The 12,918-nt window shown below is 72.6% G+C and carries 12 protein-coding genes; 9 read left to right on the forward strand and 3 right to left on the reverse strand.

All coding sequences use genetic code 11. The features are described from left to right. The first annotated feature begins 4 nt into the window (after positions 1 to 4). The 4 genes from NR792_RS32235 (at position 5) to NR792_RS32250 (ending at position 4,683) form a co-directional block, all read left to right on the forward strand. Positions 5 to 1,081 (forward strand): nucleotidyltransferase family protein, encoded by a 1,077-nt coding sequence (locus NR792_RS32235; protein ID WP_375756551.1) that lies wholly within the window; start codon positions 5 to 7, stop codon positions 1,079 to 1,081. A 39-nt stretch (positions 1,082 to 1,120) separates the two neighbouring features. Further along, positions 1,121 to 2,092: a nucleotidyltransferase family protein gene (locus NR792_RS32240; protein ID WP_375756552.1), complete on the forward strand. Its 972-nt coding sequence runs from the start codon at positions 1,121 to 1,123 to the stop codon at positions 2,090 to 2,092. Between the two features lie 104 nt (positions 2,093 to 2,196). Beyond that, positions 2,197 to 3,495 carry a UDP-glucose dehydrogenase family protein gene (locus NR792_RS32245; protein WP_375756553.1) on the forward strand — a complete coding sequence of 433 codons (1,299 nt, stop codon included), beginning with the start codon at positions 2,197 to 2,199 and terminating at the stop codon, positions 3,493 to 3,495. After that, positions 3,496 to 4,683: an acyltransferase family protein gene (locus NR792_RS32250; protein ID WP_375756554.1), complete on the forward strand. Its 1,188-nt coding sequence runs from the start codon at positions 3,496 to 3,498 to the stop codon at positions 4,681 to 4,683. Between the two features lie 45 nt (positions 4,684 to 4,728). Here NR792_RS32250 and NR792_RS32255 read toward each other — a convergent pair whose 3' ends face one another. Next, the gene (locus NR792_RS32255) at positions 4,729 to 5,004 is read right to left on the reverse strand and encodes a hypothetical protein (RefSeq protein WP_375756555.1); all 276 of its coding nucleotides are present in this window, start codon (positions 5,002 to 5,004) and stop codon (positions 4,729 to 4,731) included. Between the two features lie 178 nt (positions 5,005 to 5,182). On the opposite strand from NR792_RS32255, the gene NR792_RS32260 reads away from it, so the two are divergent. Next, entirely contained in the window at positions 5,183 to 7,807 is a 2,625-nt protein-coding gene (locus NR792_RS32260; RefSeq protein ID WP_375756556.1) for an O-antigen ligase family protein, read from the forward strand. Positions 7,808 to 7,812: 5 nt separating this feature from the next. Here the strand turns inward: NR792_RS32260 and NR792_RS32265 are convergent, their stop codons facing one another. Beyond that, the gene (locus NR792_RS32265; protein WP_375756557.1) at positions 7,813 to 8,340 is read right to left on the reverse strand and encodes an aminoacyl-tRNA deacylase; all 528 of its coding nucleotides are present in this window, start codon (positions 8,338 to 8,340) and stop codon (positions 7,813 to 7,815) included. 133 nt (positions 8,341 to 8,473) lie between these two features. Further along, the gene (gene astB / locus NR792_RS32270; RefSeq protein ID WP_375756558.1) at positions 8,474 to 9,796 is read right to left on the reverse strand and encodes an N-succinylarginine dihydrolase; all 1,323 of its coding nucleotides are present in this window, start codon (positions 9,794 to 9,796) and stop codon (positions 8,474 to 8,476) included. 18 nt (positions 9,797 to 9,814) lie between these two features. Here astB and NR792_RS32275 point away from each other — a divergent pair, with 18 nt between their 5' ends. Genes NR792_RS32275 through lptB form a run of 4 tightly spaced genes read left to right on the forward strand, consistent with a single transcriptional unit; the run spans position 9,815 to position 12,690 of the window. Further along, positions 9,815 to 10,768: a lysophospholipid acyltransferase family protein gene (locus NR792_RS32275; RefSeq protein ID WP_375756559.1), complete on the forward strand. Its 954-nt coding sequence runs from the start codon at positions 9,815 to 9,817 to the stop codon at positions 10,766 to 10,768. Between the two features lie 13 nt (positions 10,769 to 10,781). Continuing rightward, entirely contained in the window at positions 10,782 to 11,333 is a 552-nt protein-coding gene (gene lptC / locus NR792_RS32280; protein ID WP_375756560.1) for an LPS export ABC transporter periplasmic protein LptC, read from the forward strand. Next, complete coding sequence (locus tag NR792_RS32285; RefSeq protein WP_375756561.1) at positions 11,330 to 11,953, forward strand: LptA/OstA family protein; 624 nt, start codon at positions 11,330 to 11,332, stop codon at positions 11,951 to 11,953. The genes lptC and NR792_RS32285 overlap by 4 nt, the downstream gene beginning before the upstream one ends. Then, entirely contained in the window at positions 11,950 to 12,690 is a 741-nt protein-coding gene (gene lptB, locus NR792_RS32290; RefSeq protein ID WP_375756562.1) for an LPS export ABC transporter ATP-binding protein, read from the forward strand. Before NR792_RS32285 ends, lptB begins: the two co-directional genes overlap by 4 nt. The last annotated feature ends 228 nt before the right edge of the window (positions 12,691 to 12,918 follow it).

Here is a 12,918-nt window from a genome sequence, read left to right on the forward strand (position 1 = left end):
GCCCATGACCTCCGCTCCGGCCCTGCTGACCCTGCTCCAGGCCTGGCCGGAAGCGCCGTCCACTCCCGCCCCCTCGGACGCGGGTGACTGCGACGCGCTGGTGAAGGCCGCCGTGCGCCACGGGCTGGCGGGCTTCGTCGAGCACGCGCTCGCGAAGGCGGGCTGGACGCTGACGCCGGACGCCGGGGCGCTGCTGCATCGCGAGGCCCGGATGAGCGCGGCGCGGGGCATGCGCGTGCGCTCGCTGCTGTCGCGGAGCCTGGCGGCGCTGGCGGAGGTGGGCGTGACGCCGGTGCTGCTCAAGGGCTACGGGCTTGGGCTCAGGCTCTACCCGGAGCCGTTGCAGCGCGCGACGAACGACGTGGACCTGCTGGTGCCGCGCGCGCGGGTGCTGTGCTCCGTGCACGCGCTGGAGGGGATGGGGCTCACCACCCAGGCCGGCGAGGTGGACCAGGACGACGCGCACCACGTGGAGCTCACCGGCCCCGACGGGATGGTGGAGCTGCACTACCGCGCGCTCGCGGGCTACGGCCAGGCGCTGGAGGGCGACGCGCTGGTGGCGCGGGCCGGGGACGCGACGCTGGACGGCCACCCCGTGCGCTACCTGGGCGCGGAGGACGAGGCCGTGTACCTGGCCCTGCACGCGAGCAACCACCTGCTGCAGCGGCTGGCGTGGCTGTTCGACCTGAAGCTGCTGGCGCGGGCGCACCCGAAGCTCGACTGGGACCGGGTGGTGACGCGCGCGCGGCAGACGGGGCTGCCCCACCTGGTGTGGTACGCGTGGGACGCCGCGCACCGGCTCTTCGACGCGCCGGTGCCGCCATGGGTGCTCAAGGCGCTGGCGCCGCCCCGGTGGCAGCGCGCGCTGGCGACGCGGCTGTTCTCCGGGCCCCGGCTGGTGGGCGCGGAGCTGGCGCGGAACAAGCCGGCCTGGATTGCCGTGAAGCTGGCCCTCGCCCCCCGGGCCCGGCCCATGGTGCGGTACGCGCTGCGGCGGCTGCGGGGGCTGCGGCCTCCTCCCGGAACGGGGGCGGAGCCAGGGGCGCCAAGGCCCGTCCGCTCGCCTGCTGGAAGACGGTGATTGCGGCGGGCGGGCCCGGCCCATTAAAGGTGCCGCACCATGGCGCCCAGCCTCCTCGACACCTTCCGGGTCCTGTCCTCCTTCGAGCCTCCGCGCGGCAAGCTCCGGGGCGCGCCGTGGGAGGCCTACGTCGACTGGGCCATCTCCCAGGGGCTGGCGCCGCTGGCGGCGTACAACCTGGAGTACCGGATGGGCGGGGGCGAGGCGCCGGAGTGGGCCCGCGACCGGCTGATGTCCATCTACACCGGCTCCGTGAACGACAACGTCATGAAGCTGGTCCACTTCAAGCGCATCGTGGATCAGCTGGAGGGCCGCAAGCTGCTGCTGCTGGGCGGCGCGGCCTTCGCGGAGGCGCTCTACCCGCACGTGGGCTTCCGGCCCGTGCTGGACATCCAGGTGCTGGTGCGCCGCATGGACGTGGACGGCTTCGCCGGCTACCTGTCCAACCACGAGTTCGTCCCGGAGCCGGACACGGGGAACACGGGCGCGGCGCGCATCGTGTCCGACGGCCGCACCCCCATCCACCTCTACGCGGACGTGCTGGGCGCGAACCGGCGTGAGCAGCTGGCCGGTATCTTCGAGCGCGCCCGGCCCATGAAGGTCTACGGCCAGTCCGTCTTCCGCCCGGAGCTGGAGGACGCGCTGTTGCTCACCGCGCTGGACCACGCTCACCACGGGTATGACGTGCCGTGGCTGTCGTTCGTGGACCTGCGCGAGCTCATCACCGGCGCCACCTGGATGGGCGGCGTGTACTCGCGCCCGATGGACGTCCCGGCGCTCCTGTCGCGCGCGGAGGCGTTCGGCCTGGAGCGCGCCCTCTACACGTCGCTGGCCATCGTGGCGCGCCTGTTCCCGGACGCGGCAGGACAGGCCACCGCCGCCTTCCCGCCGCTGCGCCGCGCCACGCGTGAGCTGCTGGACCGGGGGGTGGTGGGTCCGGTGAGCACCCCCGGACGTTCGTCCGCCCTGCGGGGCGTGGACAGACTGCGGCGCCTCCTCACAGGGCGATAAGCCTGTCTGGTCGCTCTGCGGCCTGCACCCCCGGGCTTTCTTTCGGTGCGCGGGTCGGCGTATGAGTTCATGACGCCACCTGTCGAAACCAGGACACTTAAAGAATGCGCATTGCCATTATCGGATCGGGCTACGTCGGACTTGTCGCGGGCACCTGCTTCGCGGACTCGGGCAACGACGTCGCGTGCGTGGACATCGACGAGCGGAAGATCCGCATGCTCCAGGATGGACAGGTTCCCATCTACGAGCCGGGTCTGGAGGAGCTCATCAAGAAGAACGTGAAGGAGAAGCGCCTCACGTTCACCACGAACCTGGCGGAGGGCGTGGCGAACGCCCAGGCCGTGTTCATCGCGGTGGGCACGCCGGAAGGGGAGAGCGGCGAGGCCGACCTCCAGTACGTGCTCGCGGCGGCGCAGGCGGTGGGCCGCGCGATGAAGCAGTACACGGTGGTGGTGGACAAGAGCACCGTGCCGGTGGGCACCGCGGACAAGGTTCGCGACGCCATCGCCAAGGTGACGGACGTGGAGTTCGACGTCGTCTCCAACCCGGAGTTCCTGAAGGAAGGCGCCGCGCTGGACGACTTCTTCAAGCCGGACCGCGTCGTCATTGGCGCGGACACCGAGCGCGCGCGGCAGATCATGGGCGAGCTCTACGCGCCGTTCGTGCGCACGGAGAACCCCATCCTGTTCATGGACACGCGCTCCGCGGAGCTGACGAAGTACGCGGCCAACGCGATGCTCGCGACGCGCATCTCGTTCATGAACGACATCTCCGCGCTCTGCGAGAAGGTGGGCGCGGACGTGGACTTCGTGCGCAAGGGCCTGGGCGCGGACAAGCGCATCGGCTACCCGTTCCTCTTCCCGGGCGTGGGCTACGGCGGCTCCTGCTTCCCCAAGGACGTGAAGGCGCTCGTCACGACGGCGCGCGAGTACGGCCTGGAGCTGGACCTGCTGCGCGCGGTGGAGCGCACCAACGAGCGGCAGAAGAAGCTGCTCGTGAACAAGGCCGTGAAGCACTACGGGTCGCTGGAGGGCAAGAAGTTCGGCGTCTGGGGCCTGGCGTTCAAGCCGAAGACGGACGACATGCGCGAGGCGCCGTCCATCGAGGTCATCGAGGGCCTCATCGGCAAGGGCGCGTCGGTGATTGCCCATGACCCGGTGTCCTCGCACGCCGCCAAGCGCGTCTTCGGCGACCGCATCCGCTACGCGGACCTGCCGTACGACGCGCTGGAGGGCGTGGACGGCCTGTTCGTGGTGACGGAGTGGAACGAGTTCCGCCACCCGGACTTCGACCGCATGAAGAAGCTGATGAAGACGCCGGTCGTCTTCGACGGCCGCAACATCTTCCAGCCCGCGCGCATGCGTGAGCAGGGCTTCACCTACTTCGGCATCGGTCGCAAGTAGATGAAGCCGCAGTCCGGCGGCTCACTGGATGCACTGACAGGGCTGCGCTTCCTGGCGGCCCTGCACGTCGTGTTGTTCCACTTCGGCACCCCGTGCATCCAGGGCGTGGCGCCGGAGTGGATGGTGCAGGTGGTGGCCTCCGGCTATGCGTCCGTGGGGGTCTTCTTCCTCCTTTCCGGCTTCGTGCTCGCGTACAACTACGTGGACACGGCCGGCGGGATGCAGACCCCGCCCCGGGCGTTCTGGAGCGCGCGCGTGGCGCGCGTGTATCCCGTGTTCCTCCTGATGTTCCTCCTGTCGGCGGTGGCCACGGCGCAGGGCTCGCTGGCGGCGAACTCGCTGCCCATGGCGGCGGCGAAGCTGGGCACGGCGGGGCTCACCACGCTGATGCTGCTCCAGTCCTGGGTGCCGAAGCTGGCGCTGTACTGGAACCCGCCGTCCTGGTCCGTGTCGGTGGAGGCGTTCTTCTACGCCGTGTTCCCCGCGCTGGCCGGGCGGCTGGAGCGCTTCCGGGGCGCGCGCATGGCGGCGGCCCTGGTGGGCGTGTGGATGCTGGGCCTCCTGCCGCCGGTGCTCTACCTGGTGCTGCGGCCGGACGGGCCGGGCACGCTGGACGCGGCGTTCGGCGGCATGTGGCTGGCGGTGGTGAAGTTCAACCCGCTGGTGCGCCTGCCGGAGTTCCTGCTGGGCGTGCTGCTGGGGCTCGTCTTCGTGCGGGAGCGGGCGGCGGCGGTGCCCCGGCGCTCCGGCGCGGTGATGGCGCTGGCGGGCGCGGCGCTGCTGGTCGCGGGCTTCTCACAGGGCGCGTCGATTCCGTATCCACTGATGCACAACGCGCTCCTGGCGCCCGCGTCGGCGCTGCTGGTGTACGGCCTGGCGCGCGGCGGCGGTCCGCTGGGGCAGCTGCTGGCGCGGCCGTGGCTGGTGCACCTGGGTGGGGCCAGCTACGCGCTGTACCTGCTCCAGTACCCCGTCAGCGAGGGGGTGCACTGGCTGGAGCGGTACGTGGACCTGTCGTCGCCCACGCGCTTCCTGGCGGTGCTGCTGGTGGTGCTGGTGCCCGCGTCGGTGGCGGTGCACCGGTGGGTGGAGACGCCGTGGCGCACGCGGGTGAAGCGCGCGCTGCAGCCGTGGGTGGAGGGCGCTCCCGCGCAGCCGGCTCCGGCGCGCGTGGCCCCGGGCGCGTAGTTCTTCGCGGTGGGGTCCGGGCGCCGTCCCTTCAGCGGACGGTGCTCAGCGGGCCAGTCCGCAGGCCTTCTTGCCTTCCTCGGTCTCGATGGCGCGGCAGTCGCAGCTCTCGAGCTTCGCCTCGCAGGCGATCTCATCCTCGGCGGTGGGCTCCACGCGGCTCTCTTCGTCGGCGGCGCGCTGCTGGCAGGCCTGCTTCTCCACCGAGTTCAAGGCGCACTCGCAGAGCTTCTCGGACAGCTCGCGGCACGTGCTCTTGCACGCGGTGAGTCCGGAGAGGGAGGCGCAGAGGACGGCGGCGGTGAGCAGGAAGCGACGCATGGGGTCGGGCGAAGATGCCAGATGGGTCCCCGGATGCAAGCGGTGTCCCGGGGGGCCCGTTCATTCGGCGGCCCGGGACCGCCGCGCCCGGGGAGGAGGCATCCAGGCGGCGCGTCTCCTGCCCGAGGGGACGGGCCACGGAGGCCCGCGAGGAGCGTGACATACTCCCGCGCCTCGCATGGCTCCTGGCTCCCACCGCGTCTCCCGGTACACCGTCTTCGCGGAAGTGGCGCTCGCGGCGCTGGTGGTGCTGGGGCCGGTGGCGCTCGGCGGCGCGGCGCCTTGGGTGTCCTGGCCGCTGGGCGTGCTGTCCGGGGCCGCGGCGGTGCTGGCCTTCGTGGGAGCGCGGCGGCAGGGGGAGACTCCGCGCGTGCCGCTCCTGGCCGCGCCGCTGGTGGGCGGCGTGGTGCTGTGCGCGCTGCAGCTCGTGCCGCTGCCGCCCGGGGTGCTCGCCTGGGTGAGCCCGGAGGCCGCGGCGCTGCGCGAGGACGTGCTGGTGCCGCTGGGGCTCACGGGCTGGCGGCCGGTGTCGCTGGAGCCTTCGGCCACCTGGCGTGAGCTGGCGAAGCACCTGGCCTACCTGCTGACGTTCGTCGCGGCGGTGCAGGTGTGCCGGGCGCGGGCGTCGCGGCAGCGGCTGCTCGCGGTGCTGGCGTTCACGGGCGCGGCGGTGGCGGCGGTGGGGCTGGGACACGCGCTGTTCGGCGTGGACACGCTGTTCGGGCTGCGGGCGTACGTGCATGCGCGGCCGCCGCTGGTGACGCCGTTCGGAAATCCCAACCACCTCGCGGGCTTCCTGGGCCTGTGCGCGACGGTGGCGGTGGGGCTCGCGCTGTCGAAGCAGCCGCGCTCGCGCGCGTGGCCCTTCGCGATGGCGGCGCTCGTCTCCGGCGCGGGTGTGCTGCTGTCGCTGTCGCGCGCGGGCATCGTGTTCTTCGTCTTCGGGCAGGTGCTGCTCGCCGCGTGGCTGATGAAGCAGCGGCGCGAGGCGCGCACTCCCGCGAGGCCCGCGTGGGGACGGGGCGCGGCGGTGCTGCTGGGGCTGCTGGCGACGCTGTCCGTGGGCGCGTACCTGGCGGCGGATCAGCTGTGGGCGGAGGCGCGCACCGTGGACGGCGTGGAGTCCCTGCGCCGGGGCAAGCTGGAGCCCTGGCCGATGATGGCCCGCGCGGCCCGCGCCTTCCCGGTGCTGGGCATGGGGCGAGGCGCGTTCGAGGCCGCCTTCCCGCGCTACCAGACCGAGCCCAACCCCAACACCTTCACGCACCCGGAGAACGGGGTGTTGCAGGTGGCGGCGGAGTGGGGCGTGCCCGGCCTGCTGCTGCTGGCCCTGGGCCTCTGGGCCTTCGTGCGGCGCGTGCGGCGCGAGGACCACGGGCCGGTGGAGCTGGCGGTGCTGTCCGGCGTGGCGGCGCTGGCGCTGCACAACCTCTTCGACTTCAGCCTGGAGCTGCCCGCGTGCGCGGTCGCGGTCGCGGTGGTGCTGGGCGCGGTGGCCCGGCCCCGTGAGGCGGAGCGCATGGCCATGCGGCGCACGAGGACGGGGGCCCTGCCCGTCGTCCCCGCGCTGGCGCTGGCGGCGGGCCTCACCGTCGTGATGCTCGTCGCGCTGGTGCCGGGGCGCCGGAGGATGGCGGACGCGGAAGGCCTGCTGGCGGAGCGCGTGTCGGCCCGGGCGCCGGGCGCGGAGGTGCGAGAGCTGGGGCTCCAGCTCATCGACGTGCACCCGGCGGACTACCTGCTGTACCGGCTGATGGCGATGGCCTCCGTGTCGAACGGCGCGGCGGGCGCGAAGGACGCGCTGGCCTTCGTCAATCACACGCTGTACCTGCGGCCCCTGGATGCGCCCGCGCACCGCGTGGCCGCGCGGGCCCTGCTGCACCTGGGCCGTCGCGAGCAGGCCTTCCTGGAGTACCGGCTCGCGCACGAGGCCGGGGACACGCGCGTGCTGATCAGCGAGGCCATGCCCTGGGCCCGCACGCTCGAGGAGCTGAAGGTTCTCACGCCCGAAGCGCCCGGACAGGTGGTGGAGCTGGCGGAAGCGCTGGTCGCCGGGCCCTCACGCCGCGCGCTGGGACTCGCGTGGCTGGCCTGGGCGCGCGAGCACTTCGAGGGACGGCCCGAGGCCACCGCGCTGTGGATGCAGGAAGCGCGAGGACGGCTGGCCCAGCGGGAGCTTCCCGAGGCGGAGGCGGCCTGCGCGGAGGTGGAGCGGAGAGCTCCCGAGGCACTGGCCACGCACCTGCTGCGCGCGGACGTGTGGCGTGCGCAGGGCAAGCACGCGGAGGCGCTCCAGTCGCTGGAGGCGCTGGTGAAGCGCTTTCCCCAGGACGTGGAGCTGGCCTTCACGCTGTCCGCGCGGCAGCAGGAGGCAGGGCTCACGCGAAGGTCCCGGGACACGCTGGCCGCGGTGGCCCCGTACCTGACCGACCTGCGTCAGCGCGCGCGCCTGCTGTCGCTGGAGGCGGACAGCTTTGAACGGGAGGGGCTGCTGGCCCGCGCGCTGGAGCAGCGCCGCTCGGTCGTGGGGATGCTGCCCGGTCCGGAGAGCCACTTCGCGGTGGCCCGGTTGCAGGAGCTGCTGTCGCGCTACGACGCGGCGGCGCGCTCGGTGCACGAGGGCATGAGGCTCATGCCGCTCGATGATGCGCGGCGCGCCGAGGGTGAGGCCTGGGCGGCGCGGCTGGAGGCCCGCGAGCGTGCGCTGCAGGACGCACACAAGGGGGCGCTGCTGGAGGACGCGAAGGCGGGGGAGCTGGACCCGCCGGGCTCACCGGCGGTCAGCGACGCTCCCTCGCCCTGAGGGCTTCAGGCCGATGCGCCTGAGTCCTCCATGGGCGTGCCGTACGCCGCGCCCTCCTTCTCTCGCGAGAGCGGCTGGGTGAAGGACGCGACCAGCGGCCACTCCAGGCGCGCGAAGTCCTGGAAGCGCATCTCCAGGGCCTCCTCGTGTGAACCGGCGCGGAACAGCAGGCGCTCGTTGACGCTCAGGGACTCGTCCATCGCGACGGGCAGGCCGTACAGCTCGCCAAAGGGAGGCTCGGCGCCCGTCTCGCAGTCCGGGAAGTGGTCGACGAACTCGGACTCGGCGGCGAGCCGCGCGGTGCGGACGCCCAGCGTGTGGCGGATCTGCCGCAGGTCCACCGTCGTCAGCGCGGGCACGACGACGATCCAGGGCTGCCGGTCGGCCAGCACGATGACGGACTTGGCCACGCGCCAGCCAGGCACGTTGAGGGAGTCCACGAGGTCCATCGCGCTCACCGCCCGGGCGTGGGCGTACCGCTCGAAGGGAACGCGATGGCGCCGCAGGTAGCTTTGGATGGCATTCGGAATCATGGGGGACATCACCTCCTCGTGGTTCAAGGTGTGTCCGGACGACGCGGGCGGCCATTCGCCACCCGAGCGGGGCGGCCGGGACTGCCTGCCCTTGTCCGGCGCGCCGGAGGGCAGGCAGGCGGACCACGCCACGTCACTGCTGGAAGTCGTACACGCTGCCCAGCTTGAGCAGGCGCGTCAGCTCGTCGAGCGCGGTCATCGTCTCGCGCGCGAGCTGCGGATCCCGCACGTCCTCCGGCTTGAGCACGTCGCGGTAGTGCTTGCGCACCCACGCGGCGAGCCCTTCATGCAGGGCCGGGGAGTAGAAGACGTCCGCGGTGACGGCGGCGCGCTCCGCGTCCGTGAGGAAGATGCGCTGGCGCAGGCACGCCGGGCCGCCGCCGTTGTTCATGGACTGTCGAACGTCCAGGTAGTGCACCGCCTTCACCGGGTTGTCCCCGGCGACGACGCGCTCCAGGAAGGCGCGGGCGGTGGGCGTCTCGCGGCTCTCGATGGGCGCGATGATGGCCATGGTGCCGTCCGGCAGCGACAGCACCTGCGAGTTGAACGGGTACGCGCGCACCGCGTCCTTCACCGGCAGCTCCGCGTCCGTGGCGACCTCGAAGCGGAAGGCGTCCCCCAGCTTCTCGCGCAGCGTCTGGAGGAGCTTCGGGTGCTCCACGAACGCCAGCGCGTGCAGCATGAGGAAGCGCTCGTTGCCCACCGCGAGCACGTCGGTGTGGAACGCGCCCGCGTCGATGCCGTCCGGGTGCTGCTGCGGCAGGAGCACCTGCTCCGGGGCCAGCTGGTGCAGCCGCGCCAGGGCCTGGCTGGACTCCAGCGTCTGGCGCGCGGGGAAGCGCTGCGGCCCCTTCACGTCCTGCCACGCGCTGCGCCCCCACGCGAGCACGTGCACGGCCTTGTGCCCCGGCGTGAAGAGGCGCGTGTGGTTGGCCGCGCCCTCGTCCGCGAAGTGCGAGGCGCCCGGCAGCGGCGCGTGCACCTGGAAGTGCTTCGCGTCCGCGAAGATGGCGCGCAGCACCGCGTGCGTGGTGTCCGCCTCGATGGCGCGGTGGAACATCTGCGTGAGGTTCGCGGGCGTCAGGTGCACCCGGCCGTCCGCGGTGTCCGCCGACGGCGCCACCGTGGCCGCGTTCGCCGTCCACATGGCGGAGGCGCTGGAGGTGAGGCGCAGGAGGTGCTCCGCGTCGCGCGCGGCGCGGGTGATGACCTCCTCGTCGGAGCCCGTGAAGCCCAGCGCCCGCAGGGTGCGCAGGGAGGGGCGCGGCTGGGGCGGGAGTACCGCCTGGCCCACGCCCAGCTCGGACACGAAGCGCATCTTCTCCAGCCCCTGGAGCGCTGCCTCCCGGGGGTGGCTGGGCTGGCCGCCGTGGTGCTGTGACGCCAGGTTGCCGGGCGAGAGGCCGGCGTAATTGTGGGTCGGGCCAATGAGGCCATCGAAGTTGTATTCGCGCATGGGATATGGAGACGCGTCGTGGAGCGTCCCCCTTTAACAAAGCGCCTCAAGCGTTACCTGCGCTACCTGCTCATCGCCGGGATGTTGCGCCTGCTCCAGTTCCTGCCGCTGGGGATGGCCCGCGCCCTGGGCATGACCCTGGGCGGCTGGGCCTACGCCCTCGCGGGTGGGGAACGGCAGAAGGCGCTCCGGTCGCTGGCCCGGGCCTTTCCCGAGAAGACCGGGGCGGAGCGTGACGCACTCGCCCGTGACGCCTTCCGCCACCTGGCCGCGGCCGCCCTGGAGGTGGCCTCTTCCCGCGCGCTGGAGGCCGGGCTGGAGTCCCTGGTGTCCTGGCCGGACGAGGACCGCCGGGTGCTGGAGGCCGCGCTGGCCAGGGGAAAGGGCGTCGTCTTCGTGTCCGGCCACGTGGGCAACTGGGAGCTGCTCGCCCGGCGCGTGGCGAGGGCGGGCTACCCCAGCCAGAGCATCGCGAAGGAGACCAGCGACCCGCGCCTCACCGCGCTGGTGGAGGACTTCCGGGCGAAGGGCGGGGTGCGCAGCATCTGGCGCGGCCAGGAGGGCGCGGCCCGGGCCATGCTCCGCGCGCTCCGGAGCGGCGAAATCCTGGGCATCCTCATCGACCAGGACACCAAGGTGCAGTCCGTCTTCGTGCCCTTCTTCGGGGAGCTGGCGGCCACCCCTCGCGCGGCGGCGGACCTGGCGCTGCGCACCGGCGCGGCGGTGGTGGTGGGCTTCTGCCAGCGCGACGGGCAGGGCTACCGCCTCACCATGGAGGAGGTGCCGCCCCCGGACGCGACGGAGCGTGAAGCGGCCGTGCAGGCCCTCACCGCCGCCCTGTCGCAGCGCATCGAGGCGGCCATCCGCCGCGCACCCGAACAGTGGGTGTGGATGCATCAGCGCTGGAAGACGCGTCCTCCCCAGGACGTTCCCCCGGCCCTTGCCGACGCACCGTCCGCCCCGGCGCGGTGATAAGGAGGGCCTCGTGCCGCGCCTGCTTGCCTTGAGCTTCCTGGGACTCCTCGCCACCGCCTGCGCGCCGCGCCGTCCCGCCCCGGGCGCCGCGAACGAGCCGCGCCCGGACGTGGTGCTGGAGGGCGCGCGCCTGCGCTCCTACGAGGGCGACACGCTCCAGGTCTCCGGCACCGCCTCGCGTGTCCTCTACCGGCGCGCGGGAGGGGAGGTGCAGGCCACGGAAGTCGTCGTGCGCCTGCCCCCCGGGAAGAGCGCGCAGGGCTCGCCTTCCTCCACGCCGCAAGGCACCACCATCACCGCGCCGAATATGGACGGCAGCCTCGCGTCCAAGACGTGGGTGGGCACCGGCGGCGTCGTCGTGCGGACGGGAGAGGGGATGGTGGCCAACACCCCCCGGCTTACCTACAACGCCGACTCGCGGCGGGCCCACGGCGAGGAGGGCGTGACGATGAAGGGCCCCGACTACCAGATGCGCGCGGACCGCTTCACGCTGTCCGCCGCGGACCAGACGTTCACCTTCGAGGGCGCGGTCCAAGCCGCGCTGGGCGGAGCGACGGAGTGATTGAGTTCCTCGTGATGGCGCTGTTCCTGGCCCAGCCCACGTCCCCCCAGGCCCCCGCGTCGAAGCCCGGCGCCACCCCGGCCGCGCCCGCAGCGAAGCCCGGTGCCACTCCGGCCGCGCCCGCCGCGAGCACCCCGGCCGCCCCGCCGCCCGCGCCGGGCACGTCGCTGGCGCCCACGGGCCTGCGCAACCCGGTGGACCTGTCCGCGGACCACGTCACCGGCGACCGCAACCAGGCGGTGCTCACCGGCAACGTGGTGGTGAAGCACCAGACCATGGACATCCGCTGCGACAAGATGACCGGCTACTACAACGCCACCCGTCAGGTGACGCGCGTGGTGTGCGCCGGCAACGTGCGCGCCGTGGACGGCGACCGGCAGGCCCGCGGCGAGCGCGCCGACTACGACGTGCCCTCGGGCGTGCTGGTGGTGACGGGCTCCCCGGAGGCCCGCCAGGGCAACACCTACCTCACCGGCACCAAGGTGCGCCTCATCCTGGGCAACGAGCGCCTGGAGGTGGAGAACGCCCGCATCCTCGTGGACTCCCCGTCCACCACCGCCGTCCCCGGCACCCGCAAGAAGGCCCCCGCGCCCAAGCCGCCGGCGGGCACGACGCCATGAGCGGCGCGAAGCTGTACGCCGAAGGGCTCCAGAAGTCCTTCCGCCGCCGCCAGGTGGTGCGGGACGTGTCCTTCAACGTCGCTCCGGGTGAAGTCGTGGGCCTGCTGGGCCCCAACGGCGCCGGCAAGACGACGAGCTTCAACATGGTGGTGGGGCTGGTGACGCCGGACGCGGGCCGGGTGCGCGTGGGCGACGAGGACCTCACCCACCTGCCCATGCACCGCCGCGCCCGCCGGGGCGTGGGCTACCTGCCGCAGGAGGCCTCCGTCTTCCGCAAGCTCACGGTGCGCGAGAACTTCCTCGCCGTGCTGGAGCTCCAGAAGGGGCTCACCGCCCAGGACCGCCAGAAGCGCGCGGACACCCTCCTGGAGGAGTTCGGCCTCTCCCACGTCGCCGAGTCCTGGGGCGAGACGCTCTCCGGCGGCGAGCGGCGGCGCGCGGAGATTGCCCGCAGCCTCATCCCCGCCCCCCGCTTCATCCTCTTCGACGAGCCCTTCGCCGGCGTGGACCCCATCAACGTGGGCGACCTCCAGCGCCAGATTCACCTCCTGCGCGAGCGGGGCCTGGGCATCCTCATCACCGACCACAACGTCCAGGACACCCTGGGCATCTGTGACCGGGCGTACATCATCGCACAGGGGCAGATCCTCGAAGAGGGCACCCCCGCGCAGATCGCCGGCTCGGCCCGCGCGAGAGCCGTCTACCTGGGAGACCGGTTCCGTCTCCAGGCTCCGTGAAAAGCCGCTCTCCCCGTATGTCTCCAGATGCTCCGGGTGAAGTTGGCCCCGCTTTTGCGTCGACGTTTGAACATCAGCCGAGCAGGCGGGGGTTGCGGCAACCTGTCGGATTTCCAGCGGATTTTTCACGCTGCAAATCAGAAACCACGCGCTGGGGCACTGGACGTGGCCGGGGGTCCTTGTTAGGTTGGCACGGTCCTTGATTGGAATCTCCAATCAAGTGGCACG

This window comes from Corallococcus exercitus (assembly GCF_042231735.1).
Classification (GTDB): Bacteria; Myxococcota; Myxococcia; order Myxococcales; family Myxococcaceae; genus Corallococcus; species Corallococcus exercitus_B.

Bases quoted from the DNA above. Each gene is read 5' to 3' on its own strand.
- NR792_RS32235 (WP_375756551.1), top strand. From the start codon at position 5: ATGACCTCCGCTCCGGCCCTGCTGACCCTGCTCCAGGCCTGGCCGGAA.
- NR792_RS32240 (WP_375756552.1), top strand. From the start codon at position 1,121: ATGGCGCCCAGCCTCCTCGACACCTTCCGGGTCCTGTCCTCCTTCGAG.
- NR792_RS32245 (WP_375756553.1), top strand. From the start codon at position 2,197: ATGCGCATTGCCATTATCGGATCGGGCTACGTCGGACTTGTCGCGGGC.
- NR792_RS32250 (WP_375756554.1), top strand. From the start codon at position 3,496: ATGAAGCCGCAGTCCGGCGGCTCACTGGATGCACTGACAGGGCTGCGC.
- NR792_RS32255 (WP_375756555.1), bottom strand. From the start codon at position 5,004: ATGCGTCGCTTCCTGCTCACCGCCGCCGTCCTCTGCGCCTCCCTCTCC.
- NR792_RS32260 (WP_375756556.1), top strand. From the start codon at position 5,183: ATGGCTCCTGGCTCCCACCGCGTCTCCCGGTACACCGTCTTCGCGGAA.
- NR792_RS32265 (WP_375756557.1), bottom strand. From the start codon at position 8,340: ATGATTCCGAATGCCATCCAAAGCTACCTGCGGCGCCATCGCGTTCCC.
- astB (WP_375756558.1), bottom strand. From the start codon at position 9,796: ATGCGCGAATACAACTTCGATGGCCTCATTGGCCCGACCCACAATTAC.
- lptB (WP_375756562.1), top strand. From the start codon at position 11,950: ATGAGCGGCGCGAAGCTGTACGCCGAAGGGCTCCAGAAGTCCTTCCGC.